Origin of the sequence: Catellatospora sp. KI3 (assembly GCF_029948125.1) — a bacterium.
GTDB lineage: Bacteria > Actinomycetota > Actinomycetes > Mycobacteriales > Micromonosporaceae > Catellatospora.
On record NZ_JASAMB010000003.1, the window covers coordinates 44,387 to 66,758 of the forward strand.

The 22,372-nt window shown below is 71.6% G+C and carries 20 protein-coding genes; 11 read left to right on the forward strand and 9 right to left on the reverse strand.

Annotation, left to right across the window (positions count from 1 at the left end; genetic code table 11):
• Positions 1–117: 117 nt before the first annotated feature.
• The 5 genes from QEZ54_RS06760 to QEZ54_RS06780 form a co-directional block, all read right to left on the reverse strand.
• A complete protein-coding gene (locus tag QEZ54_RS06760; protein ID WP_281303605.1) occupies positions 118–861 on the reverse strand; it encodes a class I SAM-dependent methyltransferase in 744 nt (247 codons plus the stop codon).
• A 70-nt stretch (positions 862–931) separates the two neighbouring features.
• Positions 932–2,518, reverse strand: a complete 1,587-nt coding sequence (locus QEZ54_RS06765) for an NAD(P)/FAD-dependent oxidoreductase (protein ID WP_281303606.1) — start codon at positions 2,516–2,518, stop codon at positions 932–934.
• Positions 2,515–2,952: an SRPBCC family protein gene (locus QEZ54_RS06770; protein ID WP_281303607.1), complete on the reverse strand. Its 438-nt coding sequence runs from the start codon at positions 2,950–2,952 to the stop codon at positions 2,515–2,517. The genes QEZ54_RS06765 and QEZ54_RS06770 overlap by 4 nt, the downstream gene beginning before the upstream one ends.
• Before the next feature lie 3 nt (positions 2,953–2,955).
• On the reverse strand, positions 2,956–3,915 hold the full coding sequence (locus tag QEZ54_RS06775; protein ID WP_348650518.1) for an SDR family oxidoreductase: 960 nt from the start codon (positions 3,913–3,915) through the stop codon (positions 2,956–2,958).
• 30 nt (positions 3,916–3,945) lie between these two features.
• The gene (locus QEZ54_RS06780) at positions 3,946–4,437 is read right to left on the reverse strand and encodes a DUF4383 domain-containing protein (protein ID WP_281303609.1); all 492 of its coding nucleotides are present in this window, start codon (positions 4,435–4,437) and stop codon (positions 3,946–3,948) included.
• Positions 4,438–4,610: 173 nt separating this feature from the next.
• On the opposite strand from QEZ54_RS06780, the gene QEZ54_RS06785 reads away from it, so the two are divergent.
• From QEZ54_RS06785 to QEZ54_RS06825, 9 genes are all read left to right on the forward strand, one after another.
• Positions 4,611–4,772, forward strand: a complete 162-nt coding sequence (locus QEZ54_RS06785) for a hypothetical protein (protein WP_281303610.1) — start codon at positions 4,611–4,613, stop codon at positions 4,770–4,772.
• A gap of 120 nt (positions 4,773–4,892) precedes the next feature.
• Positions 4,893–7,073 (forward strand): catalase, encoded by a 2,181-nt coding sequence (locus QEZ54_RS06790; protein ID WP_281303611.1) that lies wholly within the window; start codon positions 4,893–4,895, stop codon positions 7,071–7,073.
• Between the two features lie 79 nt (positions 7,074–7,152).
• Positions 7,153–8,001, forward strand: coding sequence for a WecB/TagA/CpsF family glycosyltransferase (locus QEZ54_RS06795; RefSeq protein ID WP_281303612.1), 849 nt, complete (start codon positions 7,153–7,155; stop codon positions 7,999–8,001).
• 69 nt (positions 8,002–8,070) lie between these two features.
• The gene (asnB, locus tag QEZ54_RS06800) at positions 8,071–9,954 is read left to right on the forward strand and encodes an asparagine synthase (glutamine-hydrolyzing) (protein ID WP_281303613.1); all 1,884 of its coding nucleotides are present in this window, start codon (positions 8,071–8,073) and stop codon (positions 9,952–9,954) included.
• 11 nt (positions 9,955–9,965) lie between these two features.
• Positions 9,966–10,973: a sugar transferase gene (locus QEZ54_RS06805; RefSeq protein WP_281303614.1), complete on the forward strand. Its 1,008-nt coding sequence runs from the start codon at positions 9,966–9,968 to the stop codon at positions 10,971–10,973.
• 91 nt (positions 10,974–11,064) lie between these two features.
• Positions 11,065–11,721 (forward strand): HAD family hydrolase, encoded by a 657-nt coding sequence (locus QEZ54_RS06810; RefSeq protein WP_281303615.1) that lies wholly within the window; start codon positions 11,065–11,067, stop codon positions 11,719–11,721.
• A gap of 67 nt (positions 11,722–11,788) precedes the next feature.
• Positions 11,789–12,448: a hypothetical protein gene (locus QEZ54_RS06815; RefSeq protein WP_281303616.1), complete on the forward strand. Its 660-nt coding sequence runs from the start codon at positions 11,789–11,791 to the stop codon at positions 12,446–12,448.
• Positions 12,449–13,104: 656 nt separating this feature from the next.
• Positions 13,105–13,302, forward strand: coding sequence for a hypothetical protein (locus QEZ54_RS06820; RefSeq protein WP_281303617.1), 198 nt, complete (start codon positions 13,105–13,107; stop codon positions 13,300–13,302).
• 124 nt (positions 13,303–13,426) lie between these two features.
• The gene (locus QEZ54_RS06825) at positions 13,427–13,663 is read left to right on the forward strand and encodes a hypothetical protein (protein WP_281303618.1); all 237 of its coding nucleotides are present in this window, start codon (positions 13,427–13,429) and stop codon (positions 13,661–13,663) included.
• Between the two features lie 29 nt (positions 13,664–13,692).
• Here QEZ54_RS06825 and QEZ54_RS06830 read toward each other — a convergent pair whose 3' ends face one another.
• Together QEZ54_RS06830 and QEZ54_RS06835 are read right to left on the reverse strand one after the other, a co-directional pair.
• On the reverse strand, positions 13,693–14,370 hold the full coding sequence (locus tag QEZ54_RS06830; RefSeq protein WP_281303619.1) for a type 1 glutamine amidotransferase domain-containing protein: 678 nt from the start codon (positions 14,368–14,370) through the stop codon (positions 13,693–13,695).
• Between the two features lie 185 nt (positions 14,371–14,555).
• Positions 14,556–15,386 carry a class I SAM-dependent methyltransferase gene (locus tag QEZ54_RS06835; RefSeq protein WP_281303620.1) on the reverse strand — a complete coding sequence of 277 codons (831 nt, stop codon included), beginning with the start codon at positions 15,384–15,386 and terminating at the stop codon, positions 14,556–14,558.
• Positions 15,387–15,499: 113 nt separating this feature from the next.
• Here QEZ54_RS06835 and QEZ54_RS06840 point away from each other — a divergent pair, with 113 nt between their 5' ends.
• Positions 15,500–16,183, forward strand: a complete 684-nt coding sequence (locus QEZ54_RS06840; RefSeq protein ID WP_281303621.1) for a helix-turn-helix domain-containing protein — start codon at positions 15,500–15,502, stop codon at positions 16,181–16,183.
• Between the two features lie 17 nt (positions 16,184–16,200).
• On the opposite strand, the gene QEZ54_RS06845 is transcribed toward QEZ54_RS06840, so the two are convergent.
• Positions 16,201–19,638, reverse strand: a complete 3,438-nt coding sequence (locus tag QEZ54_RS06845; protein ID WP_281303622.1) for a hypothetical protein — start codon at positions 19,636–19,638, stop codon at positions 16,201–16,203.
• Positions 19,639–19,702: 64 nt separating this feature from the next.
• Positions 19,703–20,050 (reverse strand): hypothetical protein, encoded by a 348-nt coding sequence (locus QEZ54_RS06850; protein WP_281303623.1) that lies wholly within the window; start codon positions 20,048–20,050, stop codon positions 19,703–19,705.
• A gap of 353 nt (positions 20,051–20,403) precedes the next feature.
• On the opposite strand from QEZ54_RS06850, the gene QEZ54_RS06855 reads away from it, so the two are divergent.
• Positions 20,404–22,266, forward strand: coding sequence for an adenylyl cyclase (locus tag QEZ54_RS06855; RefSeq protein ID WP_281303624.1), 1,863 nt, complete (start codon positions 20,404–20,406; stop codon positions 22,264–22,266).
• The last annotated feature ends 106 nt before the right edge of the window (positions 22,267–22,372 follow it).

A 22,372-nucleotide genomic window follows, 5' to 3' on the forward strand; every position in this document is an offset into this window, starting at 1 on the left:
CAGGCTGGTCAGGTGTGGTGTCCGGACATCGGGCGGGCCAGTTTAGAGGGTGGCGGCGCGGTGGCGGAAACACCTCGCGGTCGCGTCGCGGGAGTGTCTTCCAGCGACCGGCTCAGTTCACGGGGCGAGCGAGGTCACCAGGCGGTAGCCGACGTCGGCCGATCCGGGCTCGTCCGGGCGGCCGTGGCGCTCCTGCCAGCGTCCGCTGTCGAGGTCGGCGGCCAGTCGTCGCATCGCCTGCTCGACCCGGTCCGGGTCCAGCTTGGCCAGCGACGAGATCGAGGCCCGCACCGCCGGGTCGAGATAGGCGTACGGCCGATTCCAGTACGCGGCGAGGAAGCCGTCGGTGCAGTCGTGCGGTACCGGCAGCGGCCTGACCTCGGCCGGTCCGAGCTGCTGGGCGATGTAGTCGCAGGTGGGCAGGGACCGCTCGGCCTCGGCGATTTCCGGCAGGTAGTCGGCGACCAGCCAGAACCGGGACACCACCGACTGGTCCCAGGTGAGGACCACCTGGCGGCGGGCCACCCGGCGCAGCTCGGCCAGCCCGCGCGCGGGATCGGTCCAGTGATGCACGGTCAGGACGGCCAGCGCGGCGTCGAAGGAGCCGTCCGGCAGGGGAAGGTGCTCGGCCACCGCCCGTACCACCGGGGCACTGCCGGGCGGCCGCTGCGCGATCATCACCGGGGACGGCTCCACCGCCAGCACCCTGCGGTCGGTCGGCTCGTACGAGCCGGTCCCGGCGCCGACGTTGACCACCGACCGGGCCTCGCCCAGCGCTTCGTCGATGATCGCGGCCACGCGCGGATCCGGCCGGCGGCGGCCGGCATAGCCGGGGCCGAGGGTCCGGTAGGGATCGGTCACGGCAACTGTCTATCACGCTCGCATCGCGGTAGGGCGCACCCGGTCGGGGTCCTCCGCGAGCGGTGTGGGCTCAGTAGATCAGCCGGTTGGCCGCAGTAATGGCGGCGCGGTACAGGGCTCCGGTGACCAGGCGGTCGCGGTGCAGGGCGGCGCGGGCGGCGTTGGCGCCGGGTCCGCCGTGTACGCCCGGACCCGGATGCGCCGAGGCGCTGGCCAGGTACAGCCGGTCGATGACGGTGTCGCTGCGGCCCAGGCCGGGCGTGGGGCGCAGGAGCAGCTGCTGGCTGAGCGCGGCGGTGCCGCCGCCGAGCGCCCCGCCGATCATGTTGGCGTTCTCCTGCACCAGGTCCGCCGGACCCTGCACCTGGCGGGCGATGACCAGCTCCCGGAACCCGGGCGCCAGTTTGTCGACCATGTCCTCGATGCGCTCGACGTAGCCGGCGAGGTCGTCGCGGCGGCGGGCGGCGTACCGGTAGGGCAGGTGGGTGTAGGCCCAGGCGGTCTCGGTGCCCGCTGGCGAGCGGGTCGGGTCCACCCGGCTCATCTGTCCCATCAGCACGAACGGCACCGGCGGGTCGCCGCCCCCGGCCAGCTCCGCCGCCGTACGCGACAGTTGCGCGGTGTCGCCGCCCAGGTGCACCGTGCCCGCGTGCCGGATCTGCGGGTTGGTCCACGGCAGCGGCTCGCGCAGGGCCCAGTCGAGCTTCAGGGTGGGTCGGTCGTAGCGGAAGCCGCGCAGGTCGGCCAGCAGCCGGGCAGGCAGGTGGTCGGCCCCGACCAGGTTGCGGTACAGGTACGGGGCGTCGACGTCGGCGAGCACGGCCCGGCGGGCCCGCCACGCCCGCCCGTCGGCGCAGACCACGCCCAGCGCCCGCCCGCCGCCCACGACGATCCGCTCGGCGTTGGCGTCGCAGTACAGGGTGCCGCCGTGCGCGCGCAGGCGCCGGACCAGGGTGTCGGTGAGCTCCTGCGCCCCGCCCTGCGGGGCGGGGAAGCCGTGGTGCTGCCCGAGCATCGCCAGCAGCCAGCCGTACGCCCCCGAGCCGGTGCTCTCCGGCCCCAGGTCGGTGTGCAGGGCGCAGCCGTACAGCAGCAGCCGGGCGCCTTCGCCGCCGAAGAACTCCTCGGCCAGGTCGCGGATGGACATGGCCAGCAGCCGCGACGCCCGCACACTGCCGCCGACGCCGCGCCGGGCCAGCAGGCGGGTTCCGGCCCGGACCGGCGGGAACGGCGCGAACATGGCCGCGGTGAGGTCGTCCTCGATGCGGCACCAGTGCCGGTACGCCGCCAGCCAGCGCTCGCCGTCGCCGTGGTGGAACACGTCGACCGCCCCGGCGGTGCGCTCGGGATCGTTCCACAGCACCGCGGCCCGCCCGTCGGGCAGCGCATGGGCCAGCGCCGCCTCGGCCCGGCGCCACCGCAGGCCGTAGTCGGGCAGGCGCAGGCCCCGGATGACGGGCGAGCAGGCCGCGAACGGGTAGAACGCGCTGCACAGATCGGACCGGAAACCCGGCGCGGTGATCTCCGCGCTGCGTACGCCGCCGCCCGGCGTCGGTGCCGCCTCCAGCAGTGCCACGTCCCAGCCCGCGTCGGCGAGCAGGTTCGCGGCGACCAGGCCGTTGGGTCCGGCACCGATGACGACGGCGTCGACGATCATCGGCGGTTCTCCGCCAGGTCCGCCAGGCGGCGCAGTGCTTCGCGGTTGCGGGCGTGCAGCAGCAGGTCGTTGACCTTGTTGCGGGCCGCCCGCATGGGCCCGTCGGTGATCTCCTCCACCAGCGCGACCCTGGTCGTGCCCGCCGACTGGGCCACCAGGGTCAGCACGACGACCAGTTCACCGAGCGGCCACAGTTTCGGCTTGAGGGCCAGGCGCACCGGCGGCTCGCACTCGAGCACCTCGGTCTCGTGGCTGCGGGTCAGCGGCCAGGCGCCGACGGTGTGGTGCAGTTTGCTGCCCGCTTCGGGCCACCGGGCGTCGACGTCGCGGATGTGGGCGGTGCCGACGACCCAGTTGGAGTAGGTCCAGCCGTCGGCGAGGACTTCGAACACCTGCTCGACGGGTGCGTTGATGGTCTGTTCGGTGCGTGACATCGTTCAGCCCCTTCCGGCCAGGGTCGCGGGCGCGCCCGCTCGGGTGGCGTCTCGACCGCGCCAGCCGCCGGTGACGCGGCGGCCGCCGGGCACCGGCTCGAACAGGTTGCCGGTGCTGGGCGGGGCGGTGCGGTCGGGCACGAAGTGGGCGTCGCGGCCGTACCAGGCGCAGACGCGCTCGACCAGGCCGGGTGCCAGCCGCCACTGCAGCGCGGCCAGGGCGGCGGCCTGTCCGACGTGCACCTGGCGGCGCGGCGACTCCAGCAGCCGCGCGATCCGCCAGGCGACCCGGCCGGGCGAGACCACCGGACCGGCCGGGCGGACGGCGCGGCCGGTGCGGTTGGCGGCCCAGCCGAACAGCGGCGTGTCGACCGAGCCGGGCAGCACGGCGCAGACGGAGATCCGGTCGCCGCGCAGCTCCTGGCGCAGCGCGTCGGACAGGCCCAGCACCGCGTGCTTGGCCACGGCGTACGCGCCGATGTGGGGCATGGACAGCTCCGACAGCAGCGAGCCGACCATGACCAGCACCCCGCCGCCCGCCTCGCGCAGGTGCGGGGCGGCGGCGCGGGCGCCGTGCAGGTAGCCGTAGAGGTCGACGTCGAAGGTGCGGCGGATCTCGTCCAGCGGAGTGTCGAGCAGGCTGCCGTACAGGGCGACGGCGGCGTTGTTGATCCACGCGTCGAGGCGGCCGTGGCGGTGCCGGGCGGTGGCCGCGAGCCGGGTCACCGCGTCCGGGTCGGTGACGTCCAGCGGGACGGCTGCGACCAGGGCGCCCACGCGGCGGCAGGCATCGGTGATCTCGGCCAGGCCGTGCGGGTCGCGGGCGGTCAGGGTCAGCCGGGCGCCCCGGCGGGCCAGCAGCAGCGCGGTGGCGGCGCCGATACCGCTCGAGGCACCGGTCACCACCACCGAGGACTGCGGTAATGATCTGGTCAGTGGCACCGAGGGTCCGTACCCGGTCACGGTCTGTGCTAATCGTGACCGGCGGCCCGGTCAGCGCCGGTAGGCGACCTCGTCGTCGCGAGTGCGGGCGAGGTCGTCACGGCGGTTGCGGGTCAGGCCCACGCCCAGCGCGATCATGCCGATGGCGAGCAGCAGGTGCAGCCAGTTGTCCGCGCTGTTGACCGGCACGATGTTGGCGGGACTGGTCTGGTCGATGATCAGCCCGTACAACCACAGGATGCCGTAGATGACACCACCGGCGATGAGGTACGTCCGCGCGGCCGGGATGGTGCGCGACATCGCCAGGCCGGCGATGCCGAACAGCAGGTGGACGATGTTGTGCAGCACCGAGACCTGGAAGACGCCCAGCAGCATCGCACCCGACTGGTGGCCGGCCGCGTGCATGGTGTCGTAGTGGGTGGTGATGCCCGGAATGAAACCCAGGATCCCCACCAGCAGGAACACCCCGCCCACGATGGCGGCCGCGGTCCGTACCGGCGCCCGCGCGGCGGTCCGCGCCGTGGTGCCGTATCGACTGGTCATGATTGACCTCCCCCGATCGGTGCGCCGGACGGTGATCCGGCGCGCCGGGGCTGTACCCGCCTGGTCCTGGGGCAAACGGCGGCTGCGGCCACAGGCCTGTGCCGAGAAGGTTTTGCCTGGTGGATGCCGGGTACTACGCCGCGCGACGGCACAGGCGCAGAGGGGGCTGCGAGATGACCAGCGAGCCGGAGATCACCGAGGCGGAGGCTGCGGAGGCCGATGAGGTCACCGAGGCCGAGCCGGGCGAAGAGGACGAGTTCTCCGAGGACGACGCGCTGGAGGCCACCCGCCGGGTGACCGAGGGCGACGAGATGTCCGAGGCGGACGAGGCCTAGACGGCGGGCTTGCCGAGCAGCGATGACGGCGATACCGACGGGGACGCGCTCGACCAGCTGGTTCGGCTGGTCGAGCGCCTATGGAGCAGCCGCTTCGCGAAGCGGTGAGAGGGGGCAGCCATGGCTGTCGAGGAGCGCTCGGCGCAGCAGACGGTACCTGCCGGAACGGCCCCGGCGGCCGACGCGAAGCAGGAGCAGCTGGCGCCGTACCGGATGGACAAGACCGACACCCGGCTCACCACCGACCAGGGGATCCCGGTCGACGACACGGACAACTCCCTCAAGGCCGGGCCGCGGGGGCCGAGCCTGCTGGAGGACTTCCACCTGCGTGAGAAGATCATGCGGTTCGACCATGAGCGCATACCGGAGCGGGTGGTGCACGCGCGCGGGTCGGGCGCCCACGGCTACTTCCAGCCGTACGGCGACGGACTGGCGCCGTACACGGCGGCCCGGTTCCTGACCGATCCGGACGTGCGCACGCCGGTGTTCGTGCGCTTCTCGACGGTGCAGGGTTCGCGCGGCTCGACCGACACCCCGCGCGACGTGCGCGGGTTCGCGACGAAGTTCTACACCGAAGAGGGCAACTTCGACCTGGTCGGCAACAACATGCCGGTCTTCTTCATCCAGGACGGCATCAAGTTCCCCGACCTGGTGCACGCGGTCAAGCCGGAGCCGCACCACGAGATGCCGCAGGCATCCTCGGCCCACGACACGTTCTGGGACTTCGTGTCGCTGCAGCCGGAGACGATGCACCACGTCATCTGGCTGATGTCCGACCGGGCCCTGCCGCGCAGCTTCCGCACCATGCAGGGCTTCGGCGTGCACACGTTCCGGCTGGTCGACGCCGAGGGCAGGTCGACGTTCGTGAAGTTCCACTGGACGCCGCTCGCGGGGGTGCACTCGCTGATCTTCGACGAGGCGCAGAAGATCTCCGGCAAGGACCCCGACTTCAACCGCCGCGACCTGTGGGAGTCCATCGAGGCTGGCGTCTACCCGGAGTACGAGCTGGGCGTGCAGCTGATCCCCGAACAGGACGAGTTCGCGTTCGCCGACTTCGACCTGCTGGACGCCACGAAGATCGTCCCGGAGGAGCTGGTGCCGGTGTCGCCGGTCGGGCGGATGGTGCTCGACCGCAACCCGGACAACTTCTTCGCCGAGACCGAGCAGGTGGCCTTCTGCGTCGGCAACGTCGTGCCCGGCATCGACTTCACCGACGACCCGCTGCTGCAGGCGCGGCTGTTCTCGTACCTGGACACGCAGTTGACCAGGCTCGGCGGGCCGAACTTCGCCCAGATCCCGATCAACCGGCCGGTGGCGCCGGTGCGCCACCACCAGCAGGACGGCTTCCACCAGGACGACATCCCGCTGGGGCAGGCCAACTACCATCCGAACTCGACCGGGGGCGGCTGCCCGTTCGTGCCCGGCGCCGGGACCTTCCCGGAGGCGTTCACGCACCGGCCGGAGCTGGTCGACGGGCACAAGATGCGCAAGCGCGCCGAGACCTTCGCCGACCACTACTCGCAGGCGACGCTGTTCTGGAACAGCATGAGCGCCTGGGAGCGGGAGCACATCGTCGCGGCGTACCGGTTCGAGCTGGGCAAGGTCGCCTACCCGCACATCCGCGAACGGGTCGTGGCGCACCTGAACCGGATCGACAACACGCTGGCCACGGCCGTGGCGGCGGGTATCGGCGTGGCGGCCCCCGAAGCGGTGTCGGTCAACCACGGCGGCAGCTCCCCGGCGCTGAGCCAGGCCGGCCAGCCGCTCGCGACGATCGCCGGTCGGCGGGTGGCGGTGCTGGCGGCCGACGGGGTGGCCGCGGCCGGCATCGCGGGGCTGAAGGAGTTCCTGGAGGCCAACGACGCGGTGCTGGACGTGCTGGGGCTGGTGGACGGGGTGGTCCGCACCGCCGAGGGCGGCACCCTGCCGGTCACCCGCGCGATGGTCACGGCCGCCTCCGTGCTGTACGACGCGGTGGTGGTGCCCGACGGCGACGAGGCCGTGTCGCAGCTGATCGGGGACGGGCTCGCGCTGCAGTTCGTGGCCGAGGCGTACAAGCACGCCAAGCCGCTGATCGTGCTCGGGCTGGGTGACCGCATGGTCGAGGCGGCCCGGCTGCCGGTGTACGCCACGTCCGACCGGGTCGAGGGCGAGTCCAGCAAGCCGATCGCCGCCGCGCTCGACGGAGTGGTGTTCCTGGCACCCGGGGCGCAGGTCGACGACCGCTTCACCAAGGACGTCTTCGAGGCGATCGCGGCGCACCGGCACTACGACCGGCCGGTGGACGGCATCGCGGCCTGACGGCGGGAGGCTCGCCACGTGCGACGCTCGCAAGGTTAAACACCGGCTTTAGCCGTGAATGTCGGTATTGTCACGACACGTGACCCTCACGCGCCAGCCAGCGCACCCTTCGACCCCGGCCGGCACCGACGGCGGCAAGCACAACGTCCTCGGCGTGCTGGTCGACCGCATCGACTACGACGGCGCCGTCGACCGGGTGCTCGCGGCGGCCCGGCAGCGCCGACCGCTAAGCCTCACCGCCCTGGCGGTGCACGGGGTGATGACCGGCGTACGCGACCCGCAGCACCGGGCCAGGCTCAACGCGTTCGACATCGTCGCGCCCGACGGGCAGCCGGTGCGCTGGGCACTGAACCTGCTGCACAGCGCGGAGCTGTCCGAGTGGGTGAGCGGCCCGGAGCTCACCGGCCGGGTGCTGCGCCGGATGGCCGAAGAGGACCTGCCGGTGTACCTGTACGGCTCCACCCCGCAGGTCGTCGCCGAGCTGGGCACGGCCCTGGCCCGCGCGTACCCGGCGCTCAGACTGGCGGGTGCCGAGCCGTCGGGGTTCCGCGAGACGTCCCCGGACGAGCTCGCCGCCATCGCGGCGCGCATCAACGCGTCCGGGGCGCGGCTGCTGCTGGTGGGGCTGGGCTGCCCCCGGCAGGAGATCTTCGTGCACGCGATGCGGCCGCTGCTGGACCTGCCCGCGATGGCGGTCGGCGCGGCCTTCGACTACCACGCCGGGCGGCTGGCCCCGGCGCCGCGGTGGATGCAGCGCAACGGCCTCGCCTGGCTGTGGCGGCTGGCCAGCGAGCCGCGCCGGCTGTGGCGGCGCTACCTCGTGTTCAACACCGAGTACCTGGGCCGCCTGGGCGCCCAGAAGCTGCGCTGCTGGCGGCCGCAGGTTACCGAGCCGACGAGCGTGCCCGCGCCGAGGGTGCCGGTCTGAAACGGCCGTAGTCGGCGACCGGTCTTTCGTGAGAAGTCCTCCTTCAGTGAACGTGTGGTGAGTGGATACATGTGCGGTATCACCGGGATCGTCGAGGCCACCGGTCAGCCGGTGGACCGGGAGCGGCTGCTGGCCATGTGCCGCACGCTGCACCACCGCGGTCCTGACGGTGAGGGCGTCTTCCTCGACGGCAGCGTCGGGCTGGCCATGCGCCGGCTGGCGGTCGTGGACGTGGCCGGCGGGCACCAGCCGGTGCGCAACGAGGCGGGCACCGTGCACGCCGTGGTCAACGGCGAGATCTACAACCACCGGAGCCTGCGCCAGGAGCTGCGGCAGCTCGGCCACACCTTCACCTCCGACAGCGACTGCGAGGTCGTGCCGCACCTCTACGAGGAGTACGGCAAGGACTTCGTCTCCCGGCTGGAGGGCATGTTCGCGATCGCGCTGTGGGACACCGAGCACCAGCGGCTGCTGCTGAGCCGGGACCGGGCGGGCGTCAAACCGCTCTACTACTTCCTCGACAACCGCCGCGTCGTCTTCGGCTCCGAGATCCGGGCCGTGCTGGCCGGGCTGGACGGCGCGGCGCTGGACCCGCAGGCGCTGTCGGACTACCTGTCGCTGATGTACATCCCGGGTCCCCGCTCGATCTACAGCGACGTCCGCAAGCTCGAACCCGGCCGGACCCTGGTGTGGCAGGACGGCACGCACACCGTCCGGCGCTACTGGGACCTGGCCGCCGACACCGCCCAGCGCCGGGTCTCGGCGGACAGGGCCATGCGCAGCGTCCGGGAGCTGCTGTCGGCCAGCGTGGAGGAGCAGCTCATGGGCGATGTGCCGCTGGGGTTCTTCCTCAGTGGCGGCCTCGACTCCGGCTCCGTGGTGGCCACGGCGCGCCGGCTGCACCCCGACGCGGAGCTCAAGACGTTCACCATCGGCTTCGCCGACCGGTCCTACGACGAGCGGCAGCAGGCCGCCCTGGTGGCACGCCACCTGCGCACCACGCACACGGAGCTGGTGGTGGAGCCGACCGCCGAGGACGTGGTCGACCGGATCGCGCCGACCTTCGACGAGCCCTTCGCCGACCCGTCGATGATCCCCACGTACTACCTCTGCGAACTGGCCCGGAGCCAGGTCACCGTGGCGCTGAGCGGCGACGGCGGCGACGAGCTGTTCGCCGGGTACCGCTCCTACCAGGCCGACAAGATCGCCCGGTACTACCGGCACCTGCCGCGTGGGCTCACCACCCGGCTCGCCCCGTCCATGCTGCGGTTCCTGCCCGTGTCCCACAACCGGGCGAGCCTGGAGTTCAAGGCCCGGCGGTTCGTCGACAACGTGCTGCACGACCCGGCGCGCAGCCACTACCTGTGGCGGGTGGTGTTCCACGAGGAGCACAAGGCCCGGCTGCTGCACCCGGACCTGTACGCGGGGCTGCTCGACACCTACGACACCCACGCCCGACACGACCTGGCCGGGCGGTCGTTCGACCGGCTCACCGGCCACCAGTACACCGACGCCAACGTGTACCTGGCCGAGGACGTGCTGGCCAAGACGGACCGGACCAGCATGGCGCACTCGCTGGAGGTACGCGTCCCGCTGCTGTCGACCCCGCTGATGGAGTACGCGTTCTCGCTGCGCGGGTCGGTCAAGATGCCCGGATACCAGCCCAAGCGGCTGCTGCGCGAGGCGATGCGGCACGCGCTGCCGCCCAGCGTGCTGACCATGGGCAAGAAGGGCTTCAACGCGCCCATGCCCCGGTGGCTCACCGGCCCGCTGCGCCCGCTGCTCGACGAGTACCTCAGCCGGGACGTGCTGCGGCGGCAGGGCTACCTCCAGCCCGACGAGGTGGCCCGCTGGGTGGGGCGGCACCTGGACGGCACCGCCGAGCACGGCCGCGAGCTGTGGATCCTGCTGATGTTCAGCATGTGGGTCGAAGAGCACAAGGCGCACCGCTGATGGAACGGGCGATGAGCGTCAACGTGATCCTCGCGTCCCTGCTGCCGGGGCTGTGCATGGCCCTGTCCGTGGGCTCGCGGCTGGGCGGCCGGGTCCCGCACTGGCTGGCCCGGTTCGTCTTCTTCGTGACCGTCGTGGTCGCCTCGACGATCGTCTGCTGGACGTACGCGCACCTGCACCAGCGCACCACCGCGCTGCTGGTCACCAGCCTGTTCGTGTACAGCCTGGTCTTCACGATCACCCTGCGCGGCCTGGCCGAGGACAACGCGCCGCCCAGCGCGGCGGTCCGCCGGCAGATCCTGGCCCGCCACGCGCACCTGCTCTACCCGCGCGAACCGCGCGGCAAGCGGGCGTTCGACATCGCCGCCGCCGCCGTGGGCATCCTGCTCACGCTGCCGCTGTGGTTCGTGCTGGCGCTGTGGATCTGGCTGGAGGAGCCGGGGCCGATCTTCTTCGTCAAGAACTCGGTCGGCCGGGGCGGCGTCGTCTTCCGCGAGGTGAAGTTCCGCAGCATGCGGCACGGCGCCGAGCACACCACCGGACCGGTGGTGGCCAGCCACAACGATTCGCGCACGCTGCTGGTCGGCCGGGTGATGCGGCCGTGGCACCTCGACGAGCTGCCCGAGCTGCTCAACGTGCTCACCGGTGCGATGAGCGTGGTGGGACCGCGCCCGCTGCGCGCGGTGGTCGTCCGCCACGACCTCGACCAGGTGCCGGGCTTCGCGGTGCGGCACACCGTGCGGCCGGGCATCGCCTGCACCGCCCAGATCGAGAAGTGCCACGTCCCGGCGGCCGAGCGGCTGAGCAAGGACCTCGGCTACATCCAGCAGATGAGCCTCGGCGTCGACCTGCGGATGCTGGTGCGGGCCGTGGTGAGTACGGCGCGCGGCGAGCGGGAGGCCGCACCGCAGGCGGTGACCCCGGCGATGAGCGCCATCACGACCGCGCCGCCGCCGCGGCACGCCACCGCGCCGATCACACCGCCACGCCAGGTCGTGGGGGTGGCCACGGACCGGTGAGCGACCGGCCGTCGCCGCCCCGTGACGGGCAGCGGGGATGGCCGAACCCGTCTATCCTCCGCTGGTAGCGCGCCGGGGCGGAGGAGCGAAAATGATCAGAGCCGTCTTCTTCGACGTCGGCGGGACGGTCGTCGACGAGTCCCGCGAGTTCGAGACCTGGGCGGACTGGCTCGGTGTGCCCCGGCACACCCTGTCGGCGGTGCACGGCTCGGTCATCGCCCGGGGCCTGGACTGGCGGCAGACGTTCGAGGTGTTCCGGCCGGGTTTCGACATCGAGGCCGAGCGCGGGCTGCGCGCGGCGGCCGGGCGGCCGGAGTCGTTCGGCGAGCGGGACCTGTACCCCGACGCGCGCTCGTGCCTGGCCGCCATGCGGGAGCAGGGCCTGCTCGTCGGCCTGGCCGGCAACCAGCCGGGGTGGGCGGAGGCGGTCCTGCGCGAGCTCGAGCTGCCGGTGGACGTGATCGGCACGTCCGAGGGCTGGGGCGTGGCGAAGCCGTCCGCGGGCTTCTTCGAGCGGGTCGTCCGCGAGGGCGGCGGCGACGCGTCCGCCATCCTTTATGTCGGTGATCGGCCCGACAACGACGTACGCCCGGCTCTCGCGGCCGGGATGAAGGCGTGCTTGATCAGGCGCGGCGCCTGGGGCCACATCCTGGACCCCGCGCCGGTGGCCGACCGGTGCCTGTTCCGTATCGACTCCCTCGACGAACTTCCAGCGCTGGTGGCCGGGTACAACGCGGCGCACGGTTAGCCCCGTTTGCGCGCGGCCCGCGGCGGATACGTTGTCGGATCCTCGGTCAGGCCGGGGGAGTCGCAGCGTGGAGGCCGTGATGCAGGTGGACGCGAGGGACAGGGCCCGGTTCGTACGACCCCAGGAGCCGCAGTCGCGGCTGCGCGCGCTGGGCGTGCGGGTCGCGGGGCGGCCGGAGCGGGTGCTCGTCGGCGACGGCGTGGTGGCGGTGCACGCGGTCTATCCGCGTACGGGCAGACCCAGCCACGTCGGCTTCGAGGTGTTCGACCTGCGGGACGGGGCGTCCGAGGGCTGGCGGTTGATGCAGCCGCTCAGCCGCCACGCCGTGGACGCCCGCTCGCAGGTCGACGGGATGCGCTTCTCCGCCCGGCCGCCCCGCCAGACCGGTTTCAACCGGCGGCTGGTCGCGTCGTTCACCGACCGGGTGCTGCTGGAGGGCCGGTTCGAGCTGCTGTCCGGGTTCGTCGTGCCGGAGCTGATCCAGCACGATCCCGAGCTCGGCGCCGGTCGGGCGGGTCTGGGCGCGACGCTGGCCCGGGCGCAGCTGGTCTACCGCAGCCGCCTGCTGATCGTCGCCGACGGGGCGTTCGTGCTGACCGTCTGCGCCGGCACGTCAGGCGGCCGGGAGGCGACGCTGTGCGACCTGTACCGGGTCCAGCAGTCGATGATCGCCGAGCACTGGGACGTGATCGCCCCGCCCGCGGCCGACCCGGTCGCGGTGGCGTGACCCAGGCCGCGATCTTCGCATCCGTTTCGCCTGATGATCGGAGTGCGCGGTCAAAAGTTCGCGCCCGCGGCCGAGGTAGTGCCTGCGAACGGCGATCACGTGGCTCACCAGCGGGTCGGCCGGCCGAGCCGGGGCAGGCGCTGGTCGGCGAACGGCGCGACCCTGGCGCCGGTCGATCTCCGGCAGGCGGGAAATCGCAGGTCGCCACCGTTTCGATCCGCCGCAGCGGGGAACGTTGCTCCCGTTGCCGAGGAGGCGGTCATGAAAGCGACGATGGTTCTCGAACGAATCGAGCAGAGGCAGGATCTCGGCCAAGCCACCCTGGTGCCGGACCGGCATGACTGCCCCGTCCTGTCCAGGCGGACGGCTCTAGGCCTGACCCGGCGCTACCCGACCCGCAACTTCGGCAGGTCGTGGCGGTGCAGCCGGCACCAGCGGAGCAAGGCCGCCGCCGAGGCGGCACCCGATGCGGACCCTGCGGGTGCGGACAGAGCCGCAGGGTGGACGAAGACACCGGTGAGGCCGGTCAGCGGGCGCTGACCGGCCTCGCAGTGCCCTGTGCGTCTTTGTGACCGCCGCCACACGCCTGTCGTGGTTCGGGTGGGGCGCCTGCCGGTGATACGGCAGCTGACAACGGTGGCGGAAGGTGGCACGGCATGAGCCCGAGCTTGTTCTCATTCGACGATCTGGTCGGCGTGTGCCTGGCCGCGCTGGTGCTGGGCGCTCTGGCGACAGTCGCGCTGCTGTGGCTGGTCCGCTGGGAGGCGCACGCCGACCGGGCGCAGTCCGCCTGGCAGCCGACAGGCCCGGAAGCGGCCCTGACCTCCGCCGGAGTCTCGCCTGACAAGTCTTGATTCAGCCCTCACCTGCGCTTTGCGCTGCTAATCCCTTTCGTGTGGCCGGGGTCACAGGCCGCGGGTGAATGATCGGCCCGCGGCGGGCTATACGCGCATGGTTGCCGATGGAAGGACCGAGCCCGTGACGCACGAGCTGTTCTCGTTGAACGAAGTGCTGCTCGCCAGCATGGTGTCCCTGCTGTTCGGCGCGGCGGTGGCCGCCGCGCTCCTGCTACCGGTGCTGCGCCGCGGGGCCGAGGGCGAACCGGTCCGGGCGTACGCGCGCCGGGCGCTGTCCGGCACCGGGAACCGGTCCGGGCGCCACCACGAGGGACCGAGCCGGCCGAGCCGGTTCACCGCCGACCGGACCCGGTCCTGATTCCTGGCCGCGCTATCGGCTCGCGCTGATCACGACAGCAGCGCGATCAGCGCGTCGGCGGCCGGGCCGGAGGAGGCCGGGTTCTGGCCGGTGATGAGCCGGCCGTCGGTCACCACGTACGGCTGCCAGTCGCCGGTCTTGCGGAACCGGGCCCCCTTGGCGATGAGCTCGTCCTCGACCAGGAACGGCACGACCTCGGTCAGGCCCACCGCCGCCTCCTCGCCGTCGGTGAAGCCGGTGACCTCGCGGCCCGCGACCAGGGGACTGCCGTCCGGCGTGGTGACGTGGCGCAGCGCGCCCGGCGCATGGCACACCAGGGCGATGGCCTTGCCGGCCTGGACGGTGTCCTCGATCAGCTTGATCGAGACGGGGTCCTCGGCCAGGTCCCACATGGGGCCGTGGCCGCCCGGGTAGAAGACGGTGTCGTAGTCGTCGGCCGACACCGAGTCCAGCGGCAGCGTCCGGTCGAGCCGGGCCTCGGCGTCGGCGTCGCCCTCGAACCTGCGGGTCAGGTCGGTCTGGAACTCCGGCTCGCTGCTCTTGGGGTCCAGCGGCGGCCGCCCGCCCTTGGGCGAGGCCAGCGTGACGTCCCAGCCCGCCTCCTGGAAGCGGTAGTACGGCGCGGCGAGCTCCTCGAGCCAGAAGCCCGTCTTGCGGCCGGTGTCACCGAGCTGGTCGTGCGAGGTCAGCACCATCAGAACCTTCATCAGCCATACCTCCCTACGATCCGTAATCGTATGGCTTCGGCGGGCGATGCTCCGGCGACCCGGAAAACACGCTGGCCGGCCCGGGGGCTTCCGCGCCCCGGGCCTCGTTCGCCACCCCGGCGGCCAGACCGTCTCGGCTGACCCGGACGCGGGTGCCGGGCGACTCCGGCACCCGCGCCGCCGTTTCACGCCCGCCGGGCGGTGAACAGCAGATACTCCCAGTCCATGGCGCCCCAGCCCAGGTCGTTGCGCATCGCCAGCTCGTCCAGCGCGTGGTCCAGCGCCGCGACCCGGTCCGGGTCGTCGCCGATGTTGCGGTACGCCGCGATCGTCGGCCCGTAGCACCGCTTGAAGAAGTCCCGGAATCCCGCCGCGTCGCTGAACACGTCGACGCGAACCGTCCGGCGCTCCGCCCGCACGTCGGTGACCCGATCCCCGAACAACTGCCGCACGTGCTGCTCACTGCCCCACAGCGGCGGCGGCTGCGCCCCGGGCGGGGGCGGGGCCGCGTACGGCTTCATGGTGGCGAACATCTGGCCGATGAAGCCTTCCGGCGTCCAGTTGACCAGGCCGATGGTGCCGCCCGGCCGGCACACCCGCACCAACTCGTCGGCGCTGTCCTGGTGGTGCGGCGCGAACATGACCCCGACACACGACATCACCACGTCGAACTCGGCGTCGCCGTAGGGCAGCCGCTCGGCGTCGCCCTGCTCCCACCGCAGCCGCAGCCCCAGCTCGGCGGTGGCCGCGCGCCCCGTCTCCAGCAGCTCCGGTGTCAGGTCGCTGGCGACCACGTCGGCCCCCGCCTGCGCCGCGGGCACGGCCGCGTTGCCCGAACCGGCGGCCACGTCCAGCACCCGCTGTCCGGCCGCGACCTCGCACGCCCGCACCAGGACCGGTCCCAGCTCCGGGATCACCTCGGTGGCCACGCTCGGGTAGTCGCCCAGCGCCCACATCGCCCGATGCCGCGCCTTGAGCGCCTGGTCGGCGTCGGACGGGTCGGTCGTAGAACTCATCTGCCCTGCTCTCCTATGGTCGTGATGGGACCAGGCTAAGAAGGGGCGTGCCGGCAAGCCTAGTACAGGATGTGTACTGGACCCGTTGCGGCGGGCCGTCTAACGTGCGCGCCATGGGAGCGTCCTACCACCAGTTCTGCCCGGTCGCCAAGGCGATGGAGCTGCTCGACGAGCGCTGGACCATGCTCGTCATCCGTGAGCTCGTGGCCGGTAGCCGACACTTCAACGAGCTGCGCCGCGGCCTGCCGCGCATGTCGCCTACGCTGCTGTCCAAGCGGTTGCAGCAGCTGGTCGCCGCCGGGGTGGTGCAGCGGCGGCCGGTGGGCTCGGAGGTGCACTACCTGCTCACGGCGGCGGGGCGGGAGCTGGAGCCGATCGTGCTGGCGCTGGGCGCGTGGGGTGTCCGCTGGATCGGCCGGATCGGCGACCAGGACCTCGATCCGAAGCTGCTGCTCTGGGACATGCACCGCAGCGTCGACCGGGCGAAGGTGCCGACCGGCCGGACCGTGGTGGAGTTCGGGTTCGACGGGGTGGCGCCGCAGCTGCGCCGCTGGTGGCTGGTGATCACGCCGGAGGACGTGGACGTCTGCGACGCCGACCCGGGCCATCCGGTGGACGTGCTGGTGGGCTGCCGCCTGCGTACGCTCGTCGACGTCTGGATGGGCAACCTGGGCTGGTCCGATGCGCTGCGTTCCGGCAGCATCGAGGTGGCCGGGCCGCGTGCGCTGTGCCAGGACCTGCCGACATGGTTCAGTTCGACGTTCGCCTCGGTGCCCCGCCCTGAGGTGCGGCCCTAAGCTTCACGAGATAGGGCCTATTCCTCGGATATGGATTGGGATTCATAACGGTTGAGCAGGATGAGTTCGTCTGCGATGGCCGACAGGACCGGGGGTTGGACTCGTAGAAGCACGGCGGGCGGCGCCGTGCGTCCGGACAGCTGCATCTCCAGGGGGAAGCGGCTCGGGCTCGGAAACATGCGATGGTCCGGTGTCGTCCAGCCGCCGATGCGCAAGGCGTTCGCCACCGCCCGCCGAGCGGTCGCGCCCTCCGTCACGCCCGCGACGGCCCACGCGGCGTGATGCGGGTTGCTGATCGCTGATGCGAATCTCTCGGCCCGCTCGGCGTCGCCGTTTTCGTACATGGCCTCAGCCAAGCTGGCGAAGACCTGGTCCTGCCAGAATTCGTGCTCTTCAGCGGCCGCCTCGACAGCACAGCGGGCCAGCTCTTGTGCCTGCGTGCGTAGCCCGGCTCTGACAGCCCCCGCGGCGAGGGTAGCGAGTTCCATCGCGCGCAGTGGACCGCTCTGCGCGAGGTCGGGGGAGTGCATGTCGAAGTCGCCCAGCATTGCGACAGCCGCGGGCCAGCCCACCCGCCGCGCGATCGTCCGCGCGTCTGCCGGCATCGCCGACATGTCGATGTCATCGCGGCCTGACGCTGCGATCCTGTCGAACGTCGCGGCGAGCGCGATCACGTCGACCTTGTCTTCCTGAAGGACAGTCGCGAGCACGCGCTCGGCGAGTTCGTGGGCCAGGCCGTCGCTGCCGTGTGCGACCGAGGTCACCAGGTCGGCCAGTCTTCCCGATCGCGGGAACGCATCGGGAATGGTCCTGGCTTGTGCCTCCGCCTCCGCCGCAAGTTCGCGGGCCAGGGTGGCCTCGCCAGCCGTCGTCAAGGCATGGATCACATCCGTCAGGGCAGCCACCTGCCCGTCCGGCTCCGGCATCGAACGCGCGTCGGCGACGGCGCGCTCGGCGAGCTCTCGTGCGCCGTCGAAGTCGCCGAGCGCGGCCCGTACGTCGATGATCAGGGACATGCACCTGGCCAGGATCCCCGGGGCTGCGATCGAGCCGGCGACGACTTCGGCCTGCCGCCTCAGCTGGTCGGCACGCGCAACGTCGCCGCTGGCGGCGGCGGCGATCGCCGTGGTCGTCAACCCGCAAACCTGCCACCAGTCGACGGCCAGAGTGTGGGTCAGGCTCTCCGCGCGATCTACGTCCCCGGCCACAGCGAGCGGTGCGATCATGACGGCCGTCTCATCGTACATCGCCGCGTCTGAGGCGATCTCCCGGTCGCATCGCTCGGCGAGTTCCCAGGCACGTGAGGCGTCGCCCGTGACGAGCAACGACTTGGACAGTTCGGCGTAGATATAGGCGCGGTAGCGCGCGGTGGGCGTCGACCGCGCCCCCGCTTCCACCTCATCAGCGAGCTCGGACGCAGCGGCGTGATCACCGGCCCGGCTGAGCACCGCGACGAGCGGTGCCAGCGCGATGAACGAGGTGCCTGGATCGGCTGACCGCGCATTCTCCTGCGCGAGCTGGGCGAATTCCAGCGCTTGGGAAACATCCCGCTGAACTAGGAGGGCATTGGCGATGCCGATTAACGCGTAGGTACGCCATCGTGGTCTGACAATTGACTTTGCCAGGCCGGATGCGGCCGCTATGGTCCCCGCGTGGGCCATGGACGCCGCCGTCACCGCCAGAATCGAGCCGTCATTGTCGGCGTCGAGGTTCGCGGGATCGACGATTCCGATCAGTGTGGTGAGCAGTGCGGAGGCCCGAGTGGTGTCCTCGACGGAGGCGGCGGCCTCGATCAGGCCCGCCAGCGCCCACGCGCGCGAGTCGTGGTGCAGCGCCGAAGAGGCTTCGTCGGCGGCTCGCCACCGGTCGGCTGCCGCGACGCGATCACCTGACGTCGCGTACGCCACGGCCAGGCTGGACCAGGCGTAAGCCTGCCATCGTGGGGCGCCGATCCGGTTCGCGACGGCCTCGGCGCGTGGGAGGTCGCCCTGCTCGGTCAAGGCTCGGACGACCAGCGCCAGCGCCCACGCCCGCCGCTCGGGGTCCGGAATCGAGTAGGCCATCTCCTCGGCCCGGTCAGGCTGCCCTAGCCGGGCCCACACGGCGGGAAGATTGACGCGCGTCCCGTCGGCCCGTTTGGCCAGTCGATGGCGATGTACGGTCAGTCGGGCGATCGCGTCGAGGTCGGGCTCCGGTTGGGCGAGCAGGCGGTCCTGGCCAATTATGATCTCTCTCAGGGCCGCGCCGTGGCCGCCGCTCAGGCGAAGCATCCGGTGATGGCGGGCCGGATCCGTGCCGCAGACCACCATGCGCGCCAGATCCTCGGTGTCGCGCAGCACGTCGAAGTAGCCGCGCAGCAGGTACTCCGGCGTGTCGACGGGCCAGCGCCGGAGCCGGTAGCCATCGGCCCAGCCGTGCAACTGCAACCGGGACTCGGCCAATCGGGCCGCGCCCAGACTGTCGATGGCCTCGGTCTGGAGTTCCTCGTGGCCCAGGACGTAGACGTCCGTCGGGCTTGCCCCCGTCCAGCGTGTCGTACGTCTGGCGAAGCTCCGGCCCGCGATCGTCCGCAGCTGCCGCTGCACCTGCCGGAGCGGCCGATCGGTCAGCTCCGCAAGGTCGCGGTCGCTCAGCCCGCCTCCGGCCGCAGTGAGCAGGCTCAGCAGTTCCTGGTCGGCAGATGGGCCGTCGAGCAGCCGCTGAATCTCGCGGATCATGTCCATCCGCACGACGCCTGCCTGCGCTGAACCGCTCAGCGGCCTGACGATGCGGCCGTCGCGAAGCGGATGACCCTCCGGCACGTCGTCGGGGACGGGCGGATTCGGGCGGCCTGCCACGATGACCTTCAGGCCGTTGGGCAGCGGCCACGGCAGCATCGCCGCGACGCTGTAGGCGTCTGGCCCCAGCGTCACACCGCGATCCTCGTCCAGGCCGTCCACGACCAGGACCAGCCGCTCGCCTCGTGCGGTGCATCGGGCGGCGGTCCGGTGCAGCAGATGGAGCAGCTCCATCTCGGCGGTGGCCTCGGTAACGGTCGGCCTCGGTTCGCCGAGCATCTCGGCGAGCTGGGGCAGCAACACGTCTACGAATGCCACCCTGTCCTGGTGCCCGCGGAACCGCGCGGTGATGAAGAAGGAGACGATCCGGACGCCTGCCGGCGGGTGCAGCACGAACCACGACAGCAGCGCGGACTTGCCCGCCCAGGCGGGAGCCTGCCAGTAGCTGTACGACCCGGTGTCGCTGGTGCAGAAGCGTGCCAGTTCTGCCAGCTCGTCGTCACGGTCGAGCAGGCTGTCCGGCGCGATCCGCGCCACGTGCTGCTCCCGGTAAGGCGAATAGGTGGGCGCTGGGGCCACCATGTACAGGTCGCCGTTGACGATGCCGGAGTTGGCGAAACCGCCGTTGGTGGCGGTGGCGTGTCCGGTCTCGGTGGCGATGAGGCGCGGTCTGGGCATCCACCTCTCCGCAAAGGAGCCGTGTCGTGGCGGCTGCGGGTCACCGGCGTCACCGGCGACCGGATCAGCTGAGCCGGACGCCACTGGTGGCCTCGCCGCCGTCGGCCGCCTCCGCTCGCCCGGTGCCCCGGACGGAGATCTCCCCTGATCGACCGGCGGGGGCTGTCACTCCGCTGACGGCAGATCCTGACCCTCGGGCCTCGGCCGGGCCGGTGTCGGACACTCGTATCCCTCCCGCGCGCCGCCCCGGCAGCGCAGCCCACGCCGCCACACCCAGGGCGGCCACGGCCGCCAGGGCCGAAACCACCGCGGAGGCGTCGGCGAGATGGTCGTTTCCCACCAGCGACAGCAACAAGGCTGTCGCCGCGACGCCGAACAGCGTGATCATCAGGACCAGGCGCCGTGCGTTCACTATGTCACCACCATCGAGTGCTTGCGGGAGCGGACGCCTGAGTCTAGGGCCTGGGCCCAGGATCGAAAGGCGACCTCGCTCGTAAGAGATCGCATGTCCCGCCCGTCTCGGCTCCCCTGGCCGTACTTGGTCGGTGCCCGTATCCGGTGGGGCGGTTCAGATCCACCGACGATGTGGCGATCTGATCCACCCAAGTGGAGATTTCCAGAACGATGCCGGTCCGCTACGCTCCTTGAGACCGGGCCGGAGAGCGCTCTCTCTGTTATCTGCCAAGCAGATCACGCCTACCTGTCATGGGCGAGAGCGCTGTCCCGTGCCCGGACGTCCCCACACGAGAGGACTTCCTCGCAATGATGAGCACGAGTCGCGGCGTCACCGTACGCCGAAGATTCGCCCTCGGTCTGGCGTCGGTTGCCGCCGTCGCCATCGTGGGCAGCACCGGTGCGGCGGCGGTCGCCGTCGCGCCGCCGTTCGGCGCGGCCGACCTCGGTGCCAACGTGACGGTCTTCGACCCGAGCACGCCGGTAGCCGAGATCCAGGCCGCCCTGGACGCCGCGAACACCGCCCAGGTCGCCAACGAGATGGGCACCGACCGGTACGCGTTCCTGTTCAAGCCGGGCACCTACGGCACGGCCGAGCAGCCGCTGCAGATCAAGGTGGGCTACTACACCGAGATCGCGGGCCTGGGCGCCAACCCGACCGACGTCGTGATCAACGGCAAGGTCGAGGTCTACAACCGGTGCCTGGCCGACGGCGGCACCAGCAACTGCCTGGCCCTGGTCAACTTCTGGCGCACGCTGGCCAACCTGACCATCAACGTCAACGCGGCCGGCCAGGACGGCTGCCGCGCCTCGGCCGACTTCTGGGCCGTGTCGCAGGCGGTGTCGCTGCGCCGCCTCAACATCACCGGCGCGAACCTGTCGCTGATGGACTACTGCACCGCCGGCCCGCAGTACGCCAGCGGCGGCTTCATCGCCGACTCCAAGCTGCCGTTCGTCATCAACGGCTCGCAGCAGCAGTGGCTCATCCGCAACAGCCAGGTGGACGGCTGGTCCAACGGCGTGTGGAACCAGGTGTTCAGCGGCGTGGTCGGCGCCCCCGACGACGCGGCCTTCCCGGACCCGCCGTACACCACGCTGGACGCGACCCCGGTCAGCCGGGAGAAGCCGTACCTGTTCGTGGACGGCAACGGCAAGTACCAGGTGCGGGTGCCCTCGGCGCGGACGAACACCAGCGGCATCTCGTGGGCCGACGGCCTGACCGCCGGCCGCACCGTCCCGCTGAGCGACTTCTACATCGCCAAGCCGGGCGACTCCGTCGCGAAGATCAACCTGGCCCTGACGCTGGGCAAGAACCTGCTGCTCACCCCGGGTGTGTACGACATCGCCCGCAGCATCGAGGTGTGGCGCCCCGACACCGTGGTGCTGGGCCTGGGCCAGGCGACGCTGACCGCGGTCAACGGCGCCACCCCGCTCAACCTCGCCGACGTGCCCGGCATCATCGTCGCGGGCGTCACCATCGACGCGGGCCTGCAGGAGTCCCCGGTCCTGCTGCGCGTCGGCCGCAAGCACAACTTCCTGGCCTGGTCGCAGGCGAGCAACCCGACCACCCTGTCCGACGTGTACTTCCGCGTCGGCGGCCCGCACGTCGGCAAGACCGACACCGCGCTGGAGGTCAACAGCGACCACGTGCTCATCGACCACACCTGGGTGTGGCGCGGCGACCACGGCGTGGAGGGTTTCACCGACACGCAGCGGTGGAACACCAACACCGGCCGGTACGGCGCGGTCATCAACGGTGACCACGTCACCGCCACCGGCCTGTTCGTCGAGCACTTCCAGCGCCACAACACGGTCTGGAACGGCGAGGACGGCACCACCATCCTGTACCAGAACGAGCTGCCGTACGACCCGCCGACGCAGGCGGACTGGATGAACGGCTCGGTCGAGGGCTACTCGGCGTACAAGGTGGGCGACAACGTGCGCACGCACAAGCTCTACGGCGGCGGCGTGTACGTGTTCAACCAGAACAACCCGTCGATCCACACCGAGAACGGCTTCGAGGTCCCGAACCGGCCCGGCGTGCAGCTGTTCCACATCATGACGGTGAACCTGAGCGCCGGCACCATCGACCACGTGGTCAACGGCATCGGCGACCCGGCCGACACGACCCGCGTCGGCGGCCCGGTGTTCATCGCGCAGTACCCGACTCCGTAACACCCGCAGTCGGAGCACCGCGGCCGGCCGACGCGCGAGCGTCCGGTCGGCCGCGGCCGTCTGCGCCGACAGTGCTTGCGACGGGCCGGTGCCGGGTATGTGGCTG